At 74.9% G+C, this 21,319-nt stretch carries 13 protein-coding genes and 1 pseudogene; 1 reads left to right on the top strand and 13 read right to left on the bottom strand.

Annotated elements, in window-relative coordinates; all coding sequences use genetic code 11:
* Positions 1 to 65 precede the first annotated feature (65 nt).
* From ispG to ASF82_RS04675, 6 genes are all read right to left on the bottom strand, one after another.
* The gene (gene ispG / locus ASF82_RS04700; protein WP_185232272.1) at positions 66 to 1,214 is read right to left on the bottom strand and encodes a flavodoxin-dependent (E)-4-hydroxy-3-methylbut-2-enyl-diphosphate synthase; all 1,149 of its coding nucleotides are present in this window, start codon (positions 1,212 to 1,214) and stop codon (positions 66 to 68) included.
* A gap of 46 nt (positions 1,215 to 1,260) precedes the next feature.
* A complete protein-coding gene (locus tag ASF82_RS04695; RefSeq protein ID WP_235491159.1) occupies positions 1,261 to 2,589 on the bottom strand; it encodes an RIP metalloprotease in 1,329 nt (442 codons plus the stop codon).
* 138 nt (positions 2,590 to 2,727) lie between these two features.
* The gene (gene dxr, locus ASF82_RS04690; protein ID WP_056054005.1) at positions 2,728 to 3,804 is read right to left on the bottom strand and encodes a 1-deoxy-D-xylulose-5-phosphate reductoisomerase; all 1,077 of its coding nucleotides are present in this window, start codon (positions 3,802 to 3,804) and stop codon (positions 2,728 to 2,730) included.
* A 94-nt stretch (positions 3,805 to 3,898) separates the two neighbouring features.
* On the bottom strand, positions 3,899 to 4,882 hold the full coding sequence (locus tag ASF82_RS04685; protein ID WP_156369915.1) for an FKBP-type peptidyl-prolyl cis-trans isomerase: 984 nt from the start codon (positions 4,880 to 4,882) through the stop codon (positions 3,899 to 3,901).
* A gap of 10 nt (positions 4,883 to 4,892) precedes the next feature.
* The gene (locus tag ASF82_RS04680) at positions 4,893 to 5,459 is read right to left on the bottom strand and encodes an FKBP-type peptidyl-prolyl cis-trans isomerase (protein WP_082514444.1); all 567 of its coding nucleotides are present in this window, start codon (positions 5,457 to 5,459) and stop codon (positions 4,893 to 4,895) included.
* A gap of 104 nt (positions 5,460 to 5,563) precedes the next feature.
* Entirely contained in the window at positions 5,564 to 6,040 is a 477-nt protein-coding gene (locus ASF82_RS04675; protein WP_056053996.1) for an OsmC family protein, read from the bottom strand.
* A 69-nt stretch (positions 6,041 to 6,109) separates the two neighbouring features.
* On the opposite strand from ASF82_RS04675, the gene ASF82_RS04670 reads away from it, so the two are divergent.
* Complete coding sequence (locus ASF82_RS04670; RefSeq protein WP_056055822.1) at positions 6,110 to 7,144, top strand: asparaginase; 1,035 nt, start codon at positions 6,110 to 6,112, stop codon at positions 7,142 to 7,144.
* Positions 7,145 to 7,185: 41 nt separating this feature from the next.
* On the opposite strand, the gene ASF82_RS04665 is transcribed toward ASF82_RS04670, so the two are convergent.
* From ASF82_RS04665 to ASF82_RS16035, 7 genes and pseudogenes are all read right to left on the bottom strand, one after another.
* The gene (locus tag ASF82_RS04665) at positions 7,186 to 8,010 is read right to left on the bottom strand and encodes a hypothetical protein (RefSeq protein ID WP_056053992.1); all 825 of its coding nucleotides are present in this window, start codon (positions 8,008 to 8,010) and stop codon (positions 7,186 to 7,188) included.
* Between the two features lie 74 nt (positions 8,011 to 8,084).
* Positions 8,085 to 9,887 carry an FHA domain-containing protein gene (locus ASF82_RS04660; RefSeq protein WP_156369914.1) on the bottom strand — a complete coding sequence of 601 codons (1,803 nt, stop codon included), beginning with the start codon at positions 9,885 to 9,887 and terminating at the stop codon, positions 8,085 to 8,087.
* Positions 9,888 to 9,900: 13 nt separating this feature from the next.
* On the bottom strand, positions 9,901 to 12,267 hold the full coding sequence (locus tag ASF82_RS04655; protein ID WP_056053986.1) for a transglutaminaseTgpA domain-containing protein: 2,367 nt from the start codon (positions 12,265 to 12,267) through the stop codon (positions 9,901 to 9,903).
* Entirely contained in the window at positions 12,264 to 13,706 is a 1,443-nt protein-coding gene (locus ASF82_RS04650) for a DUF58 domain-containing protein (RefSeq protein ID WP_082514315.1), read from the bottom strand. Before ASF82_RS04650 ends, ASF82_RS04655 begins: the two co-directional genes overlap by 4 nt.
* Positions 13,703 to 14,674, bottom strand: coding sequence for a MoxR family ATPase (locus tag ASF82_RS04645; RefSeq protein WP_056053982.1), 972 nt, complete (start codon positions 14,672 to 14,674; stop codon positions 13,703 to 13,705). Before ASF82_RS04645 ends, ASF82_RS04650 begins: the two co-directional genes overlap by 4 nt.
* 40 nt (positions 14,675 to 14,714) lie before the next feature.
* Positions 14,715 to 20,546, bottom strand: coding sequence for an Ig-like domain-containing protein (locus ASF82_RS04640; protein WP_156369913.1), 5,832 nt, complete (start codon positions 20,544 to 20,546; stop codon positions 14,715 to 14,717).
* Positions 20,543 to 21,319: pseudogene (locus tag ASF82_RS16035) on the bottom strand (serine/threonine protein kinase); the annotation flags it as partial. The gene ASF82_RS04640 and the pseudogene ASF82_RS16035, both read right to left, overlap by 4 nt.

Below are 21,319 nucleotides of genomic sequence, written 5' to 3'. Positions count from 1 at the left end.
CGGTGCGAGCTGTCACTCGCACCGCGCCTCCCGCGGGTGTGGCGGCCTCGGCCGCCGGATGGCCGTCAGACCGTCAGGACCTGGGGCGAGCCCACCTCGCCCGGGGGCATCTCGGCGGCGAGGCGGTTGGCCTCCTCGATCAGGGTCTGGACGATCTCGGCCTCGGGGACGGTCTTGATGACCTCGCCCTTGACGAAGATCTGGCCCTTGCCGTTGCCGGAGGCGACGCCGAGGTCGGCCTCGCGGGCCTCGCCGGGGCCGTTCACGACGCAGCCCATGACGGCGACGCGCAGCGGCACGGTCATGCCCTCGAGGCCGTCGGTGACGTCGTTCGCGAGCTTGTAGACGTCGACCTGGGCGCGGCCGCAGCTCGGGCAGCTGACGATCTCGAGCTTGCGCTCGCGCAGGTTCAGCGACTGGAGGATCTGCAGGCCGACCTTGACCTCCTGCGCGGGCGGGGCGCTGAGGCTGACGCGGATCGTGTCGCCGATGCCCTCGCCGAGGAGGATGCCGAAGGCGGTCGCCGACTTGATGGTGCCCTGGAACTCGGGGCCGGCCTCGGTGACGCCGAGGTGCAGCGGCCAGTCGCCGCGCTCGGCGAGCTGGCGGTAGGCCTTGACCATGATGACCGGGTCGTTGTGCTTGACCGAGATCTTGAAGTCGTGGAAGTCGTGCTCCTCGAACAGCGAAGCCTCCCAGACGGCGGACTCGACGAGCGCCTCCGGCGTGGCCTTGCCGTACTTCTGGAGCAGGCTGGGCTCGAGCGACCCGGCGTTGACACCGATGCGGATCGAGACGCCCGCGGCCTTGGCGGCCGCCGCGATCTTGCCGACCTGGTCGTCGAACTTGCGGATGTTGCCGGGGTTGACCCGGACGGCCGCGCAGCCGGCGTCGATCGCCTGGAACACGTAGTTCGGCTGGAAGTGGATGTCGGCGATCACCGGGATCTGGCTCTTCTTGGCGATGATCGGCAGCGCCTCGGCGTCGTCGCGGCTGGGCACGGCCACCCGGACGATGTCGCAGCCGGAGGCGGTGAGCTCGGCGATTTGCTGGAGGGTCGCGTTGATGTTCGGGGTGGGCGTGGTCGTCATCGACTGGACGCTGACGGGAGCGTCTCCTCCGACGAGGACCTTGCCGACCTTGATCTGCCGCGACTTGCGTCGCGGGGCAAGGGTCTCTGGGACCTTCGGCATTCCGAGATTGACTGCAGGCACGGACCACATGCTAGCCCCGCGGGCTGAGCGCCGAGTGGACCCGCCGTCAGCCGAACAGCTTGATCGGGTTGACGATGTCGGCGTAGGTCAGCAGCAGGCTCATGCCGCCCAGCACGATGACGACCGCGAAGGTCAGCGGGATCACCTTCGCCGTGTCGACGGGGCCCGGGTCGGGCCGGCGGAGGAGCTTCGCGGCGGCCCGGCGGACGGCCTCGATGAGGGCCCCGGCGACGTGGCCGCCGTCGAGCGGCATCAGGGGAACCAGGTTGAAGACGAACAGGGCGACGTTGAGGCTCGCGAGCAGGCTGACGAGGTACGCCGCCCGGTCGACGACGGGGATGCTGTCGAGGCTGACGATCTCGCCCGCCATGCGGCCGACCCCGACGACGCTGACCGGGCCGTTCGCGTCGCGCTCGCCGCCGCCGAAGGCGGCCTGGGCGACGTCGACCATCCGCTGCGGGAGGTGCAGGACGACGTTCGCAACCCGCGCGACGGTGTCGCCGACAGCCGGCAGGACGGCCGTGACGGGCTGGCGCACGTTCTCGGTGGCGAAGCCGATGCCGACGAACCCCACCTCCTGCGTGCGCGGGGCGCCGTCGGCGTCCGTGACGACGGCTCCGGCGTCGTCGGTGACCTCGCGCTCGGTGAGCACCGGGGTGACCTGGAGGGTCTGCTCGGCCCCGTCGCGCTCGACCACGACGTCGAGGGTCTGGTCGGGCGCGGCGCGCAGGGTGCTCGTGATCTGGTCGCCGTCGGTCATGGCGACGCCGTCGATCGACACGATCCGGTCGCCGTTCTGCATCCCCGCGGCGTAGGCGGGAGCCGGGGTCGCCCCCGCGGGGCAGCTGGTCTCGGTCGAGCCCGCGGGCAGGACGCACTCGTTCACGAAGCCCACGGTCGAGCTCGACTGGGCCGTGCCGAAGCCGCAGAGCAGGACGGCGAACAGGGCGACGGCGATGAGGAGGTTCATCAGCGGGCCGCCCAGCATGATGATGATCCGCTTGTAGACGGGGAGGCGGTAGAAGGTGCGCTGCTCCTCCCCCTCGTCGATCGTCTCGGCGCTGGCGGTGCGGGCGTCCTGCACGAGGGTCTGGAAGAAGCCGGTGCTCGCCGTGCGCGAGCCGCCGGCGGCGCTCGGCGGGTACATGCCCGACATCGAGATGTAGCCGCCGAGCGGCAGCGCCTTGAGGCCGTACTCGGTCTCGCCGCGACGACGCGAGAAGATGGTGGGCCCGAAGCCGATCATGTACTGGCCGACCTTGACCCCGAACTTCTTCGCCGGCACGAGGTGGCCCACCTCGTGCAGCGCGATCGACGCGCCGAGCCCGATCACCATGATCAGGATGCCGAGCACGTACAGCAGGATCGTTTCCACCGGCTCAGGGTAGCTGCCCGGACCAGGGGGCGAGGTGCGCCCCGGCCCTGGCGACGCTGTGAACGCCGGACCCACGGGGGCCGTCACCCCAGGTCTGGGGGCGGGCGCCCGACCGCGGTCGCCGGCGGGCGGGCTGCGTCAGCCGGCGAGCAGCGCGTCGGCCTCCGCACGGGCCCAGCGCTCCGCCTCGAGGACCCCCTCGAGCGTCGCGGTGCCGGAGTCGTGGCGGTCGACGACCTCGCGGACCGTGTCGAGGATGCCGAGGTAGCCCACCCGGCCCTCGTGGAAGGCCAGGACGGCCTGCTCGTTGGCGGCGTTGAAGACGGCCGGCACCGTGCCGCCGGCCCGGCCGACCTGCTTCGCGAGGTCGACCGACGGGAAGGCCTCGGTGTCGAGCGGCTCGAAGGTCCAGGTGGAGGCGGTGGTCCAGTCCAGCGGACGCCCCACCCCCGGCACGCGGTCGGGCCAGGCGAGGCCGAGCGAGATGGGCAGGCGCATGTCGGGCGGCGACGCCTGGGCGATCGTGGAGCCGTCGACGAACTCGACCATGGAGTGCACGATCGACTGCGGGTGGACGGTGACGTCGATCCGGTCGTAGTCGACGTCGAAGAGGAGGTGCGCCTCGATGACCTCGAGCCCCTTGTTCACCAGGGTCGAGGAGTTCGTGGTGACCACGAGGCCCATGTCCCAGGTGGGGTGCGCGAGGGCCTCCCGGGGGGTGACGTCGACGAGCTCGGCCCGGGTGCGACCCCGGAACGGACCGCCGGAGGCAGTGAGCACGAGGCGTCGGACCTCGCGCTCCGCCCCCGACCGGAGCGCCTGCGCGATGGCCGAGTGCTCGGAGTCGACGGGCACGATCTGGCCCGGCCGGGCGCGCTCCCGCACGAGGTCGCCGCCGACGATGAGGCTCTCCTTGTTGGCCAGGGCGAGGGTCGCACCCGACTCGAGGGCCGCGAGGGTGGGGCCGAGGCCGACGCTGCCGGTGATGCCGTTGAGGACGACGTCCGTCGCGACGTCGCGGACGAGCGACACGGACTCGTCGGTGCCGAGCGCGACGTGCTCGACCCCGAACTCGGCCGCCTGCCGCTCGACCAGCTCGCGGTTGCTGCCGGCCGACAGCCCCACCACCTCGAAGAGGTCGGGGTTGGCCCGGACCACGTCGAGCGCCTGGACGCCGATGGAGCCGGTGGAGCCGAGGATCGTGACGCGACGCATGCCAGCAGCCTAGGGCCCGCGGGCGGACGCCGGCACGGGCGCGGCCCGGGCGCGGCCCGGCCCGCGCCCGTGCCGGGCGTCGGCTCGAGGCGGGCTACGCGACCGCGAGCACGTCGATGACGAAGACGAGCGTGTCGCCGGGCTCGATGCCGGCCGAGGCCTGGCCGGCCTCCCCGTAGCCCTCCGCCGGCGGCACGACGACGAGCACCTGCGACCCGACGGTCTGGCCGATCATCGCGGAGGCGAACCCGCTGACGACCTGCTGGGTCGAGAACGTCGCGAGGGTCCCGCTCCCCCAGCTCTCGTCGAAGACCTCGCCGGTGCGCCAGTTCACGCCCTGGTACTGGACGGTGACGTTGGCCGGGTCGGGCACGACCGGGCCGTCGCCGACCTTGAGGACCTCCACCTGCAGGTCCGTGGGCGGGTCGCCCTCGGGGAGGGTGACCGTCGGGCGGCCGTCGTCGGCGAGCTCGACCGTGGGGAAGCCGGGCTGCGCCTCCTGGTCGGCGCCCGTCGCCCGGGTCGGGACGACCGCGAAGGTGTCGACCACGATGACGGCGGCGGCGTTGGGCGGGTCGGTGCCCTCGGTGCTCGGCTGCATGTCGGCCGCGGAGGCGACGGTGACCGTGCGGCCCCCGGCCTGCGCACAGAGAAGGGCGCCCTCGAGGCCCGGCACGTAGTAGTCGGCGCTGATGGTGAGCTGCTCGCCGGTGCCGCTCTCGTAGCCGGCCGAGTTGACGAGGTCGCCGGTCATGGCGTCGAACACCGTGATCGCCACGCGGACGACGTCGCCCGTGCGCGTGCGCTCCCCGGTGCCCTCCGTGACGACCGTCTGCTGGCTGGTCGAGACGTCGACCGGCCCGCTCAGGGCGATGCTCGGCTGCGTGCCGACCTCGCCCGACACCTCGACCGACTCGGACGCCGAGCCCGACGGCAGGCAGTCACGGGCCGCCGCGGTCGCCGTGCCGGAGGCCGTGCCGTCGGACGGCGCCGGCTCGCCGCCGCCCGTGCAGCCGACGAGCCCCGCCGCGACGAGCGGCAGGACGGCGGCCGCGAGGAGGCGCGGGAGACGGCGCACGCGGGTCACGTCAGCCGACGGCGAGGATGTCGATGACGAAGACGAGGTCGTCCGTGCCGCCGATGCCGGCCTGCGGCTGGCCGGACGCGCCGTAGCCGTCGGCCGGGGGGATCACGACGACCGTCTGGGAGCCGACGGTCTGCCCCACCATGCCCTGGGCGAAGCCCGTGATGACCTGCGTGGTGGCGAAGGTCGCCGGGGCACCGCGCGACCAGCTCTCGTCGAAGACCTCGCCGGTCGTCCAGTTGACGCCCTGGTACTGGACCGTGACGGTGTCGCCGTCGGCGACGACCGCGCCGTCGCCCTTCTTGAGCACCTCGACCTGCGTCTCGGTGGGCGCCGTCGTGTCGGGGATCGTGACGGTCGGCCGGCCGTCGGCGTCGAGCTCGACCGTCGGGAAGCCCGGGGTGGGCTCCTGGTCGGCGCCCGTGGCGCGCTGGGGGACGTCGCTCGCGCCGGAGCTCGACGAGCTCGACGGCGAGGACGTGTCGGCGGGGGCGGCCCCGTCGTCGCCGGCGCACGCGGCGAGCGCGAGCACGAGGGCGGGGACGGCCAGGAGGGACAGGGAGCGGCGCATGGTGATCTCTCGGTCGAGGCGGTGGGGGCCGGTCGTCGACGACGCTCGGCGCAGACCATTGTGCCGCACGACGTCGAGGTGTCTGCTGGGCGTCGTGCCCCGGGTCAGGAGGCCTGGACGAGGGTGGTGGGCTCGTGCCCGACCGGGAACGCCACGGAGGCGGCGATGAAGCACTTGCGGGAGGCCTCCGCGTGCAGCCGGGTCGCGGCCTCGACCATGCTCTCGTCCGCCACGGTCACGCGGGGCCGCAGGGTCGCCGAGGTGAAGCGGCCTCCCCCGTCGGCGGTCTGCGTCATGCTGCCCTCCGCGGCGTCTGAGTAGGCGACGACGACGACGCCCGCGGCGGCCGCGACGTGGAGGTAGCTGAGCAGGTGGCACTCGGCCAGCGCGGCGAGCAGGAGCTCCTCCGGGTTCCAGCGGTCGGCGTCGCCGTGGAAGGTCCGGTCGGCGGAGCCCTCGACGTCGTGCCGCTTGCCCGCGGCGGAGATCAGCGCGTCGCGCCCGTAGCTGCGGTACGACGTGGTGCCGACGCCGCGGTCGCCCGTCCACGTGAGGTCGACGGCGTAGTGGTGGTCGAGCACGGGGACCTCCGGGGATCGGTGGCGGGCACGCCCCCGTCGGTGGCCGGGGGCGTCGGTATGCTCCCCATCATGACCGACCTCCGTGCCCCCGCGCCCGTCTCCGCCCCCCGCCACCCGCTCACGGCGGCGGGCAGCCGCGAGCTGGCCGTGCTCGTGCGCTCCGGGCTGGAGGAGAGCCGGCACCTCGGCGCGGCCGTCGTCGTCGACCACGACGGCGCCGTGCTCCGGGAGGTGGGCGACGGCGGCGCCTCGATCTACCCGCGCTCGTGCCTCAAGCCCCTGCAGGCGCTCACCGTGCTGCGGTCGGGCGTCGAGCTGCCGGGCTCCCAGGCGGCGATCGCGACGGCGAGCCACGCCGGCACCCCGGAGCACCTCGCCCTGGCCGCGAGCGTGCTCGCCCGCTCCGCCAGCGGCGAGGACGACCTGCTCTGCCCGCCCGACTGGCCCGGCGACCGGGCGAGCGCCCGGCGCGCCGACGGCAGCCGACGGCTCGCCATGAACTGCTCGGGCAAGCACGCCTCGTTCCTCCTCGCCTGTGCCGAGAACGGCTGGGACCCGGCGACCTACGTCGACCTGGACCACCCACTGCAGCGTGCCGTGCGGGAGACCGTGGCCGAGTACACCGGCGAGGTCGTCGACCACGCGGGCGTCGACGGCTGCGGCGCCCCGGTGTTCGCGACGACCGTGACGGGGCTCGCGCGCTCCGTCGCCCGGGTCGCCGGCTCGGTGTCGCCCGGCCGCCGGGCGGGCGACCCCGAGGCCGCTCGGCTCGTCGACGCCGTGTTCGCCGACGCCTGGGCCATCGACGGCCCCGGTCGCGCCAACACCGTCACGGTCGACGAGCTCGGCGTCTTCGCGAAGCTCGGGGCCGAGGGCGTCATGGTGATGGGCACGCCGGACGGCGTGGGCGTCGCCGTCAAGGTGCTGGACGGCAACGTGCGCGCGGGGACGCTCGTCGCGCTGCACCTCCTCGTCGCCGAGGGCGCGGTGGACGCCGACGCGGCACGTCGCGTCGTCGACGCGACCCTGGAGCCCGTCCTCGGCGGAGGCGTCGTCGTCGGCGGCATCGAGGTGAGCCCCGAGCTCGTCGCCGCGGGGCGCTGACGACGCCCCAGCCCCCCGCGAACGGCTCGACTCGGGCACCGTCACCGCCGCCCCGGGTCCACGTCGTCGTGCACGGAGATGCTCGACACGTGGACGGGGACGTCGCACGCGCGCCCGTCCCGGCGCGTCACCGTCGCCGTGCCGTCCCGAGCGACGACCAGCACGCAGGCGGCCGGTGCCCGGCCCGGGGCGCCCTCGCCGACGACGGTCACCGCGTCGACCGGGCTGCCCTGGGCTCGGAGCTGCAGCCGGAAGCCCGCGGCGACCCCGCGGACGAGCACGGCGGGGCCGTGGACGTCGACGCCGCCTCGGGCGTCGACGCAGAGCGGGCCTCGGGCGATCGTCGCGGCTCCCCGAGCCGGGGCACGTCGCCCCGCGGTGACCGGGTCGTCGCCGAGCACCGCCACACTCGCGTCGACCTCCCCCGTGCCGAGGACGAGCCAGGCCGCGCCGCGGGGGCCCCGGGGCGCGAGGGACCGGAGGCCTCCGCGACGACGCACGAGCTCCGCGAGCGCCGCCGAGTCCGGGAACTCGGCCGAGAGGTCGTCGGCCACGACCGCGAGCTGTCTCGTGACCGCGACCAGCGCCTCCTCGTGCTCCCGCGCGGCTCGACGTGACCGTGGACTCCTGCCTCGGAGGGCCCCCGGCGCCGTCGTGCCGACCCAGGAGGCGGCCGCGGCGGCGGCGGCGACGCTCCAGGACCGCGCCCCGCCGGTGGTCAGCACGACCGCCGCCACCCCGGCGGCGACCAGGGCGGCGTCCCGGCAGAGGGCGGCGCGCGGCGCCCGCGGCTCCCCGGGCGACGGGACGTCGGGGGCCAGGGCCTGGGGAGCACGGGGAGGCGGGGGCATGGTCGAGGAGACCACGTCGCGCCTCCTTCGCGGGAGGCACATGCCGGCGCCGGGGGACGGACGGGCACGCCGTCAGCTGGGGAGGGAGCTCAGCTGACCACGAAGAACTGCTCGCCGATCTCGACGCGCGTGCCCCGGGCGACGCGCACGCGCGTGCCGGGCTCCACCCGACGGGCGGGCTGGTCGAGCGGCCGGACGACGGTGCCGTTGCCCGACCACCGGTCGCTGATCCACAGCGCCCCGAACTCCTGCCCGAACTCCAGGTGCGTCTTGGAGACGGACTTGCCGGGGTCGACGATGCGCACCAGCTGGTCGAAGCGCTCTCCCGGCTGCGGCGCGGGCGAGCGGCCGAGCAGGCCCGAGCCGTCGACGGTCACGCTCTCACCGGTGCTGAACTGGAGGAGGTAGGGGGTGCCGACGGGGCCCCGCCGCACGAGCCGGGTGGCGTCGACGTCGTCGTCGGACGGCCGGAGCTGGGGAGGCAGGGGCGAGGGCCGCCACGGCGAGGCCTCGGGCGAGGGCGGGGCCGGGGGCACGACGGGGGCGGGGACCGAGGGGGGCGTCACCGGACGGGGCGAGGGCTGCTCCACGGCCGGCTCGACGGGCTCAGGTCCGCGGGGCTCAGGGTCGCGGGGCACGGGCTCGACGGGCGCCGGCCCGACCCGCGCGTCGGACGCCGCCGTCGTCGGCGGCGTCCAGCTGGGCGGCAGGGGCACGATCGGCCCGGTGAACGACAGGGCGACGGACTGCACGACGGCGCCGCACTCGGGGCAGAAGATGTCGTCCTCGTGGAGGGCCGCCCCGCAGTGGGTGCAGTGCTCGACGACGGCCGAGCGCCCCGGCTCGACCAGGGGCACGGGGGCGACGGGTGCCGTGTCGCCCGCCACGGGGGCGAACGGGACGGGCTCACGGAGGGGGACGGGCGTCGACGCCGGCTCGGGCTCGGCGGCCGACGCGCCGTCGGCGTCGTCGGCCGCGGGCGTCACGTCGACGTCCTGGTCGAGCTCGGCAGGGTCGCCCTGGTCCGACGCACCGTCGGCGCCGTCGGTTCCGGTGTCGGTGCCGGTGCCGGTGTCGGCGTCGGGCGTCGACGGGCCGGGCGCGTCGAGCGGGTGCCCGTCGGCCCCGGAGGCGCGGTCGGTCTCGGAGACCTCATCGGTCTCGGAGGCCTCGTCGACCCCGGACGCGTCGTCGGTCTCGACGACCTCGCCGTCGCCCGGCTCCGCGTCGACGGCGTCCGGTGAGAGGGCGCCATCGGCGGTGGGCTCGGCCTCCCCGGCCTCCGCCTCCGAGCTCGGACGCGACTCCTCCTCGACAAGGCGGGGGTCGTCGGCGACGTCGTCACGGACGCCGTCCGGCTCCCCCGCGGCCTCCGGCACGGGAGCCAGGGACGCCGTCCAGAGCGGTGCCGACGTGGGGCGGGGCGCGTCGTCGTCGTCGGCACCGGGGACGCGCAGCGGCGCAGGCCGGACGGCGGGGGCAGGCGCCGGGGCGGGGACGACCGGCGGGGTCGGTGCGGCAGCCTCGGCACGCCCTGCATCGGGCTCCCCGCGGGCGTCGTCGGGCTCGGCGGTCACGGGAGGGCCCGCCTCGGCTGCGGTCGGGAGGGGCCGGACGGGCTGCCCGGACCACGCCGGCGGCACGACCGGAGCCCGGCGCTCGCGCACCCACCAGGGCTCCTGCTCGCCCGGGAGCGGACGGTCGGGCTGCTCGAGCCGCCAGGACGGCGTCTCGGCGTCCGGCGTCGGTCCCGCCTCGGCGGCACGACGCGCGGCCTCGGCCTCCTCCGCCCGGCGGGCCGCCTGCACGTCCGCACTCGTGACGGCCCGACCGCACTCGCCGCAGAACATGGCTCCGACGGGGAGGGGGCTTGCGCAGGTGGGGCAGTGCATCGTGGAGGTTCCTCTAGCGCTCGGGACGTGTCCGGCCATGGTATCGACGGAGCGAGCGGAGCGAGACCGCCGCCTTGACCCGCTGCCACCGGGTGAGGCCCTCGCCGAGCGACCGGCGGAGGTCCTCGACGACGGCCCAGACGCGGTCGGCGTCCTCCTCGGGCGGGGCGGACGGACCGAAGACCGCGCGGTCGGCCACGCGGGCCAGCACCGCCGTCCGCGCTCCCCCCACCCGGGCAGCGACCTCGCTGCGGGTCGCCGCCGGCGGCGTGTCGACGCCGTGGTCGACCACGGCGTCCTCGAACTCCTGCCAGCCGCCGGTGATCCGGGCCGCGGCCGACGCCGCCCTCCGGCGACGTCGACGACGGCGGACCTTCAGCGCGACCACGGCCAGGAACGGCGCCGCCACGATCCCCGCGACGACGGCGAGCCACCCGGCGACCGTGACGACGACGAGGAGCGCCGCGAGCCACTCCGGGGGCGTGTCGGCGTCCTCCTGCGCCGTCTGGGGCGGGGCCTGGTCGTCGCGGACCTGCGGGTCCTGCGGCGGCGGCTGCACGACCGACTCCGGGCGGGAGACCTGGCTCGGGTCCTGCAGCTGCTCCTCGGGGACGGGGCGCTCCTCCGGGTTCGGGTCGAGCGCGACCCAGCCGAACTGGGCGGTGTCGACCTCGATCCAGGCCGTGACGTCGCCGCCGGTCACCGTGACCGCTCCCCGGTCGTCGACGGGCGCCTCCTCGCTGGGCACGAAGCCCATGACCACGCGGGCCGGGAAGCCGAGCTGGTCGGCCATCAGGGCGGCCGCGGTCGCGTACTGCTCACCGTCGCCGACCATGACCGGGTCCGTGAAGAGCTGGGCGATGCGGTCCGCCCCGTGGCCCGACCGGCTGGCCGGCTCGTCGGCGGACACGCCGTGGCTCACGTAGCCCTGCGTCCGGAGGCCCTCGAGGGCGGCCCGGAGCTGGGCGCCCGGCCCCGTGACTCCCTCGACGTAGCCGTCCAGGGCCGTGCTCAGCTCGTCGGGGACGGCCCGGGGCGCCGGGACGGCGTCGGTGCCGGGCGTCAGGCCGTCGAGGTCTCCCCCGGACGGCTGCCGGGGCAGGACGGCCAGGAGGCTGTAGGCGTCGCCCTCGGCGACTCCCCCGACGACGGCGGCCGTGCTCGTCACGTCGTTGTAGTAGAACCGCTCCCGTCGTGCGGCGGCGGTCGGACCCGAGAAGGCGACGTCGCGGAGCGCCCCCACGGTCGGCAGCCAGATGCCGTCGTAGGAGCCGACGTCGACCGACACGCTGGTCGGCGCGCCCACGACGGCGGACTGGTCGACGGTGGACGGGACGAGGTCGAAGGTGCCGGACGCGCTCGACACCGAGCCGCTGCCGACCGTGTACGAGACGCCGTCGTAGGTGTCGAGGGTCGCGAGGCGCAGCAGCTGCCCGGTCGCCAGGCCCCTGACGCGGAAGACCTCGTCGTCGACGAGCGGCTCCTGCTCGTAGGCACGGAACCGCGTCAGGGGGCTCACCTCGTCGCGGGGGTCGAACGGCTGGGCCACGAGCGAGCGGGCCACCACCCGGTCGCTCGGGGACGGCAGGAGGGCCACGGCCCCGACGGCGGTGGAGGCGGCGACGACGAGGGTCAGGACGGTGCCCGCGACGGCGCGGCCCGCGACGGTCCCGTGCCCGTGGCCCGCCGAGCTCGCCGGGCGGCTCCCCGCGAGGGCGTCGACGGCCAGGCGACGACGGCGGAGGCGCCACCAGACGAACCAGGCCACGCACGTCGCCAGCAGCGCGAGCCCGGCCACCCGCGGCAGGAACGCGTCCTGCGGCCCCAGCACGATGCCGGCCAGGTGGACGACGACGGGGCCCGCGATCGCGAGCTCGCCGCGTCGGGTGCGGAGCGCCACGGAGGTCCCGACGACCGAGACGACGAGCAGCAGCACGAACAGCGGCACGAGCAGCGCCTCGTAGCTGCCCACGGGCAACGAGATCGTCAGCAGCTGCTTCCAGCCGAGGGCGGTGCCGACGACCAGCTGGCGGAGGCCGTCGAGGGTGGGCAGGACGCCCCAGAGCGCCCCGGAGGGAACGGCGAGGGGGACGCCGAGCACGAGGTACGCCGCCACCGTGACCAGGAGGACCGCGAAGCTGGAGAGGCGCAGGACGGCTCCGGCGACGCCGACCAGCGTGCCGACGAGCACCGTCGCCACGACGGTGACGATGAACTCCGCGCCCTGGTAGACGGGCCAGAACGGCAGCACGGCGACGAGGGTGGCCAGCCCGAGCAGCACGCACGCGAGGGAGACGAAGGAGGCGCGGAGCCGCGGCCGGCGGACGCGCACCCGCAGGTCGCCGGCCCGCCGGCGCTCCCCCAGGTCGACCGCCGTCACGTCGCGGCCGCCCGGGCGAGGGAGAGCGCCAGGTCGTCGAGGTACCCCACCGTCAGCACCGTCAGGTCGGCGACCCGCACCATGCCCGGGACCGACTCCGGGTCGCAGACGACGGCGACGGCCTCGACGCCGAGCGGGAACTGCAGGGCGGCGGCCCGCATCGCGGTCAGCGTCGTGCTCGACCCCACCACGAGGAAGGCGACGCTCACGCCCGGCACCTGGGTGCTCGACACGCGTGCCACGTCGTCGATCCGCAGCGCCGACTCGTCACGCTCCACGACGGCGAGGTCGTCGAGGAGGCGGTTGCGGGTCAGCGTGCTGAGCTCCCGCACGGCGAGGACCTTGCGCTTGGCGAACTCCGGCGTGCGCTCGCCCACCACCACGCTGACCTCGCGGGCGTCGCGGATCGCCCGGACCCCCAGGGAGCCGGTGACGCTGACGGCCAGCTCGAACTCGTCGTCGCCGGCGAAGTCGTCGCGGGCGACGCTGAGGGCGATGACGACGTGGCTCCGACGGCTCTCCTCGAACTGGCGGACCATGTAGGTGCCGGTCTTGGCGGTCGACCGCCAGTGGATGTTCCGTCGCTCGTCGCCCGGCTGGTACTCCCGCAGGGCGTGGAACGAGATGTCGCTCGGGCTGAGGTCCCTCGTGGGGTTCCCCTCGAGGTCACGGATGAGGCCGGTGCTCGAGCTCGCGATGCCGATCGTCCGCGGGTGCACGAAGAGCTCGGTCACGCCCGTCCACTCCAGCTCGCGCCGCACGAGGCCGACGGCGTCGCCCCGGACCGTGCGGACGGGGCCGACCCGGACGACCCCGCGACGCGTCGTCGGCACGGAGAACGTCTCGGTGAGCGACTCCCCCGCCCGCAGCCCGGGCAGGCCCAGCTCGGCGAGGCCCACGCCGACGGGCACCTCGACGGAGACCCCGAGGAGCCGCCGGCGGGTGGGGTTCTGCACCGTGACCGACCCCGACGCGTCGTCGCCGACGGCCACCCGCTCGTGCGGGAGGTGGAGCTCGACCGTGAAGGCGTTCCTCCCGATCAGGTACACCGCCGCGACGAGGAGCATGACGACCGCGGCCCAGCCGATCACCAGGAGCTCCTGCCAGCCGAGCACGAGGCCGGCCGCCAGGCCGACGGGCGCGGCGACGAGCATCGCCCAGCCGACGGGCGTGACGACGCCCGAGACGACGGTGACCCCGCGCGAGGTCACGCGGCGCACGCCGCGGGCGACCCGGACGACCAGCACGAGGCCGTCGGCCACGGGGCCGGTGCGGTCGCCGACGAGCCGGGTGCGGGCGTTCGTCAGCCCGCGCGTGCCGGTGGCGAACGACGCGTCGACGCCCCCTCGGGCGACCTGGCCGCCCCGGGTGCGGCTGCGCTCCCGCGCGGAGACGGACCCGCGCGAGGCCCCGACGGGTCCCGCTGCGTCCTCGTTCACACGGCGACCCTCTCCGCGGGCGGGGGCGTCTCGATTAGGAGCTGGCTGACGACGCTCGACGCCGTGACGCCGTCGAACTCCGCCTCCGGGTCGAGCACGAGGCGGTGGGCCAGGACGGGCTCGGCGAGCACCTTGACGTCGTCGGGGGTCACGTAGTGCCGGCCGAGCGAGGCTGCGTAGGTCTTCGCGCAGCGCACGAGCGACAGGGCGCCGCGGACGCTGACGCCCAGCCGCACCTCCTGCGCCGTGCGGGTCGCCTCGACGAGGCGGGCGACGTAGTCGTTGATGGTCGACTCGACGTGCACCGTACGGGCGAGACGGGCCATCTCGACGACGACGCCGGCCTGGACCACGGGCGAGATCGACCCCTCGTGGACCCGAGTCGCGGAGCCCTCGAGGATCCGGACGGTGGCCGCGTGGTCGGGATAGCCGATCGAGGTCTTCATGACGAAGCGGTCGAGCTGCGCCTCCGGGAGGCGGTAGGTGCCCGCCTGCTCGACGGGGTTCTGGGTCGCGATGACCATGAAGGGCGAACCGACGTCGTGGCTGATCCCGTCGACGGTGACCCGCGACTCCTCCATGACCTCGAGCAGGGCCGACTGCGTCTTCGGGCTCGCCCGGTTGATCTCGTCGGCGAGCACGATGTTGGCGAAGACGGGCCCGCGGTGGAACTCGAACTCGCCCTTCTTCTGGTCGTAGATGCTGACGCCGGTGATGTCGCCGGGCAGGAGGTCCGGCGTGAACTGGACCCGGCTGCTCGTGCCCTGCACGGTCTGCGCGACCGCCCGGGCCAGCGAGGTCTTCCCCGTGCCCGGGAAGTCCTCGAGGAGGAGGTGGCCCTCGCTGAGCAGGGCGGTGAAGGAGAGCCTGACGACGAACGACTTGCCGAGGAGGACCTGGTCGACGTTGGCCACGAGGCGGCCGAAGATGTCGGAGAACCAGGTCGCCTGCTCGGGGGTCATGCTCATTCTGCTGTCGTCTCTCTGGTCTGCGCGGGGTGGTGGTGCGTCACGAGCACGATGTCGTGAACGAGCCGGGATCCGTGTAGGACGTGCCGTCGGCGTTCACCGTCGTCGTCACGCGGACCGCGTCGGCGTCCGATGGGACCGTGCTCGTCCGCGTGTAGCGGACGCCGTCCGGCCCCTCGGTGGTCCACGACGACGCGATCGGCACGCCGAGCACGTCGAGGGTGACCAGGCGGAACTCCACCGTCGTGGCGCTCACGGAGGCGTCGGGCCCGTTGACGGGGTCGCTCACGGACAACGGCTGCCCCACCGCGCAGACCGCGCCCGCCGCGCGCGTCGCGACCGGGGTGGCGGACGTCGGCGACGACTCGGTGCCGCACTCCGCCCGCGAGGCCCCCACGCGACAGGCGCGGAAACCGACCGACAGCGTGTTCCCGCTGGGCGAGTCGGTCGCGAGGAACCGGTCGGCGGGCACGTCGGTCCAGGGTCCCGAGCCGACCCGGTACTGGAACCGGTCGACGAGTCCCGTCGCCGCGAGGCCCTCGGCCCGCAGGTCGAAGTTCCCGAACTGGTCGGAGCTCTCCACCGTCACCGAGCCCGAGGCCTGCCCGGGCGGCGTCACGGCCTCGGAGCTCGCGCTCCCGTTCGCGCAGAAGTAGCCGTTGCGGACCACGACGACGTACGACCAGGTGCCGTCGGGAGGGGTGTCCGTCACGCTGGTGCGTGCCTCGTCGGTCAGGAGGGGCGTGCCCGTGGCCGAGCAGCCGCTCGCCCCGGCGCCCGGGGGCTGCCGCCACACGCTGTAGGTCGCCGAGGTGCCGCCGGCGAGGTCGGCGGGTGCCTGCCACGACACCGTCACGCTGTTCCGGCTCGCCTCGGCGCGGACGGACGTCGGAGCGCTCGGCGTGCCGACCGCGCGCGCCGACACCGTGCTGCTCCGGGCCCAGTCGGCGTCGCTGCTCACCTGGGCACGGTTGCGGGCCGAGATCGTGACGCCGTAGACCTGGTCGGCAGCGAGGCCGGTCAGGGTCACCGAGGTGGCCGACGTCGACTGGGCCGCCGCGCCGGCGCGCTCGACGACGTACCCCGTGACCGCGGTGCCCCGCGCCGGCTTCGGCACGGCGTTCCACGACACGTCGAGCGCCCCCGGGGTCGACCGCGACGGGGTGACGGAGACGCCGGTCGGCGCCGCCGGGACGAAGTCGGCGCTGTAGGAGTCGCTGAGCGCGCTGGCGGGAGAGTCCCCGACGGCGTTGGTCGCGACGACCGCGAACTGGTACGTCTGCTCCGGGGCGAGGTCGGTCAGCGTGCAGACCGTGGAGAGGCCGCAGTCCTTCGAGTACGGCGAGCCCCCGCTGCCGGTGCCGACGAGGCGGAAGCGGGTGATCGGTGAGTTGTTCGCCTGCGGAGCCGCGTAGCTCAGCGTCAGCTCCCCGCCGCGGAAGGACCCGCTGCGGGTCGGCGCCGCCGGCTGCGCCGGGACGTCCTGGACGGAGATCGTGACGTTGCCCCACACCTGCCGCTCGGGGTCGCCGGTGACGTCCGCCACCCGGTACTGCAGGTTCGCGTCGCCGGGGGCGGCTCCGGCGCCGACGGCGACTGCGAGGGTCCTGTTGTCGGCGCTCGGCGTGACCGACACGCCCGCCGGCAGGCCGCCTCCCCCCAGGCCCCTGATGTCGACGACGCGGAGCGGCTGCCCGGGGAAGGGGTTGGTCGCCTGGTCGTTCGCGAGCACGTCGATGCTCGCCGTGCTGCCCCGTCGGACCGCCTGGGTGTCGGCGACGGGCTGCGCCAAGGGGCGGCTCGACCCCACGACGGCGAGCTGGACCGCGCCCGACTGGCCGGTCGAGACGGAGTCGCGGACGGAGACGGGCAGCGTCCGGGAGGTGCCCTTGGGGGTGCCGGCGTCGGCCGTGACGGTCATGCGCTGCCCCGACACGTCGACGGTGAACCCGGCGGCGGCCTCGGGGCGGGCCTCGAAGCGCAGCTCGGCGAGGGCGTCGGGGTAGGGGTACGTCGTGAGGCGCGTCAGGTCGAGCGTCCGCGACTCGCCGGGCTCGAGGGCGATCGAGGTGCCGGTGAAGGTGGGCGGCTGGTTCTCACGCGGCGTGACCGTGACCGGGAGGACGAGCGTCGCGGTCCGCCCCTCCGGGTCGTCCGCGGACGCGCCGTCGGTGACCTCGAACGAGAGGGAGGCAGCCCCGAAGTAGAGGTCGGCCGACGTGTACGCCAGCGTGGTCGGGTCGACGACGAGGTCGTCCCCGTTCGCGTGGGTGGCCCGCACGGCGCCCGGGTTCGTCAGGCGGACGGCCTTGCCGCCGGCCGCGATGACGTACCGGCTGAGGTCGACGACGACGCGCTCGCCGCTGACGACCGTCACGGGCCGTGCTCGCTTGTCGAGCTGCGGCAGGGCGTCGTCGAAGCCGGGGACGCGGATGAACGCCGTCGCCCGCACGCCCGCGTCGTCGGGGTGGGTGACGAAGAAGGGGATGATCTGCGCGCGGTCGGTCAGGGTGACGCGGACGCGCCGGTCGGAGGTGACCACGGACGTGCCGTCGTAGCCGGGCTCGATGCCGAGGCCCAGCTCGGAGACGGGGCCGTCGGCGAAGAAGACGTTGGCGAGGACGGCCACGTCGACGGACTCCCGGCCGCTGATGTCGGCGAGGTCGAGCACCGTGTCGGACGCCGTGGGGCGGTTGAGCGGCGCGTCGGCGTCGACGGTGACCGTGACGAAGCTCGAGCTGGAGCCGCCCTGCGCGTTCTCGACCGTGTAGACGAGGCCGTACGACCCCTCGGCCCGGGGCGGCGTCACCTCGACGAGGGAGCCGTCCACGACCTCGGCGGTCGTGGCCTCGTCGGAGGCCTGCACCTGGGTCACGGTGAGGGCTCCCCCGTCGGGGTCGGAGTCGTTCTCGAGCACCCGGACCGTCACGGTGCCGCCGGGCCGCATCGTCACCACGTCCGCGACCGCGACCGGGTTCCGCGAGCCGTCGGCGCGGGCCGCGATGCCGATCCGCAGCTTGCCCGTCGCCCGGGCGCCCAGGCCGTCGACGACGGTGTACGTGAACTCGTCCGTGCCCGCCGCCGAGGCGTTGGCCTGGTACTGGACGTAGTCGGCCCCGACCTCCGTCACGTTGCCCTTCTCGGGGCTGGTGCCGATGCCCAGCAGGCTGACGCTGTCGCCGTCGGGGTCGACGTCGGCGAGGGGCACGCTGACCCGCACGGTCTGCCCCGCGACCACCCGGGCCGTCACGGTCTGCGGGACGGGGGCGTTGTTGGTGGAGGCGTCCGCCTCGCGCACCGAGATCGAGACCTGGGCGGAGTCGATCTGCCCGTCGCTCCCCCGCACGGCGTACACCGCGGTGACGTTGCCCGGCGTGGCCGGCGCGAGGTACCGCAGCTTCGTGGCCGACGTGAACAGGAGCCCGCCGTCGGCCGGGACGCCCCTGACCAGGTCCGCGACCAGGGTCAGGTCGTCGCCGTCGGGCTGCTCGTCGTTCGCCAGGACGTCGATGTCGATGGCGTCCCCCACCCGGACGGTGACCTGGTCGTCGGTCGCCACGGGGGGCTGCGTCTGCTGGCGTCGGGGTATCTCGACGACCGTGACCGTGCCCTCGGCCGTCGCCAGGCCGTTCGACACCGTGTACGTCAGGCCGACGGGACCCTCGAGCGGAGCGGCCAGCGTGATGCGCAGGTAGCGCTGCTCGAGGGTCTCGACCCGGACGCCGGTGCTGAGGGGCACCTCGGAGGTGCCGGTCACCATGAGGACGTTGCCCGCGGGGTCGAGATCGGTCGCGACGACGTCGAGGGTCTGCGCGCTGAGCGTCTCGACGAAGACCGTCTTGGGCGTCGTGACCGGAGGGGTGGAGGGGTCGGGAGGCGACTGGACGTCGATCCGGACGACGCCCGTCGCGGTCTGGTCGCCGTCCGTGACGGTGTACTCGAGGTTGTGCGTGCGGACCTCGTCGCTGACGAACCGGAACGTGCCGGCGTCGTAGCTCGGGGTCACGGTCGACCCCGCCTTGGCCGGCACGCTGTTCAGCCTGATCTCGCCGGAGCCCCCGCGGGCGTAGTCCAGGGGGCGGACGGTGATCTGGCGACCCGCGTAGGCCTGCACCGTGAACGAGTCGGCCCGGAGGGTCGCCGCCCCGCCGACCGTGATGACGAGCTGCCCGCGGCCCTCGGCCTGGCCGTCGCTCACCGCGAGGGAGAGGTCGACGGTGTCCGCGCCCGCCCCCGGGTCCTGGTAGACCACGTCGCCGGACGGCTTGTACGAGACCCCGTCGGCACCCGACGCGGAGGTGAGGTAGAACGCGTCGCCGTCCGGGTCGACCCAGTCGCCGAGGACGGCGGTCGAGACCCGCCCGGCCGACGACACCGACGCCGTGGAGCGGCGGACCTGGGTCGGCGGGCCGTTCTCGCCCCCCTGCCGGATCGTGACCGTCGCCACCGCGGAGTCCGTGCCGCCGCGGCCGTCGCTCACCGTGTAGTCGACGAGCACCGTCCCGACCGCGTCGTCGGCGAGGGTCAGCAGCACCTGCTGGCGGTCGTTGACGAGGTCGAGGCGCCCCACGGCGGGGTCGATCTCACCGACGCTCTCGACGACGAGCGGGTCGCCGTTGGGGTCGTAGTCGTTGAGCAGCACGGGCAGCGTGCTCGCCCGCCCGGGCCTGGCGCCGACGGCGTCGTCGACGGCCACGGGGGCCTTCTGGTCGGGGTCGAGCTCCGGAGGCTCGTCGGTCGAGTCGTTCTCCTGCTGTTCCTCCTGCTGCTCCTCGTCGAGCAGCTCGTCCCAGTTGTCGATGACGGAACCGTCGCCCTGCACCGCCCAGCTCCGTCCGCCGACCGGGTCGTTCAGCACCACGTGCTCGCCGTGGACCGCCAGGACGAGACCGGACGTGGCCGGCACGCCGTCGAGCTCGAGGAGACCGCCACGGGCGCCGGAGCAGTCGCTCCAGGCAGACCCTCCCGCCCAGGCCGCGTACGTGCAGCCCGCGACGACGACGGGCCGGGCGGGCGCTCCCGCCTGCCCGGTCACGACCTCCTCCGGCTCACCGCCGGAGAAGGGGACCCTGAGGAGCGACGACGACGTGGCGACCAGCACGCCGTCGCCGTCGTCGGCCGCCTGCTGCAGCGCGAGCCCGCCTTCCGCGTCGGCGCCGAGGTCGACCAGGGCGCCGTCGACGACGAGCTCGCCCGTCGCGAGGTCGAGGACGGCGGAGCGGCCGCCGACGCTGGTCACCTGGAAGGGGCCGTCGCCCGTCAGCGTGGTGGTGGCCGTCGACGAGACGACGAGGTCGTCGGGCGAGTCGATGCGCGTCACCACCGCGGTCTCCGCGGAGAATACCGTGGTGACCCCGCCGGGGCTGACGCTCGTGACGACGTCGGCGCCCAGGCTGAGGTCGGCGTCGACGTCGCTGCTGAACGACGCCAGGGAGTCGAGGGGCTGGCTCCAGAGCTCGCCCGTGCCCTGCGAGACGATCAGCGCCCGGTCGCCCGCGATGGCGACCTCGGGCGACTCGGGAGGCAGCGGCACGGTGTCGCCCAGGGTCGCCGTGGCGGGGTCGACGACCCCCACCGTCGCGGCCGTCCGGTCGACGAGCAGGACGTCCTGGCCCGACTGGGCGATCGCGAGGTCCGTCCCCGTGGTCCGGATCGCCGCGTTCAGCTCGCGGACGTCGGCGTTCGCGCGGCCGACGGCCGACCGGGCGCCGTTCGCCACCCACACGGTCCCGTCGTCGAGGTCGAGGCGCTGCGCCTCGTACCCGGTGCTGACGACCGCCACGCCCGCCACGACGGCTGCGATCAGCACCGAGCTCAGCCCGGTGGCCACGGCGGAGCGCCGCCGTGACGCCCAGGAGAGGAGCCGGCTCACGGCGTGCGCCCCACCGTCGCGCACGTCTCGGCGCTCGGCTCGCCGCTCCGGCCGCCTCGGTTCACGCTCACGGTGACGCAGACCTCAGCGTCGGGGTCGGAGGGGCTCGCGACGAAGCGGCCGACGGTCTGCTGGCTGGAGTCGTCACCGGTCGTGATGACGTAGGAGTCCCCGGGCCGGAGGCCCGGGTCGCTCCACGAGAAGACGACGGACGTGCCGTCGCCGGAGGTCGAGATGCCCGTGACGCGCGGTATCTCGGTGGAGGTGGCCCGTACGAGCACGAGGGTCGCCGTGGCCCCCAGCGCGATGACGACCACCCCGGCGGCGACGAGCAGCCAGACGAGGGCGAGGACGCGCCGGTCTCGGCGCGCCGGCCGCGTGCCCGTGCTGCGGAGCAGGGCGCGGCTCTGACCCGGCCCCGCAGGGCTCCGCCCGCCGACGCCGGCCCGGGGCCCGTGGACGGCCGCCGCCTGTGCCTCCGTGACCTGACGCCGCCGCCGACGCCGACGTCGCGTCGCGACGACCGGCGACGCGCCGCGGAGGCGCGTCTTCTCCTCCAGGTCGGTCACCGTGGCGAGGGCCCAGTCGTCGACGGCGACCTCGATCGGCGTCTGGCCCACCCCGACCTCCGACTCGACCTGCTGCAGCTCGCGGAGGAGCTCGAGCACGCTCGACTGGCGCTGGTCGGGGCGGCGCGACATGGAGCGGGCCAGGATGCGCTCGAGGCTCGGGGGCACGTCGGTGCGGCCCGTCGGGACGAGCTTGGCCTTGTC

The organism is Frigoribacterium sp. Leaf164, from assembly GCF_001423665.1.
Taxonomy (GTDB): domain Bacteria; phylum Actinomycetota; class Actinomycetes; order Actinomycetales; family Microbacteriaceae; genus Frigoribacterium; species Frigoribacterium endophyticum.
This window is presented reverse-complemented; position numbering and strand designations above follow the sequence as displayed.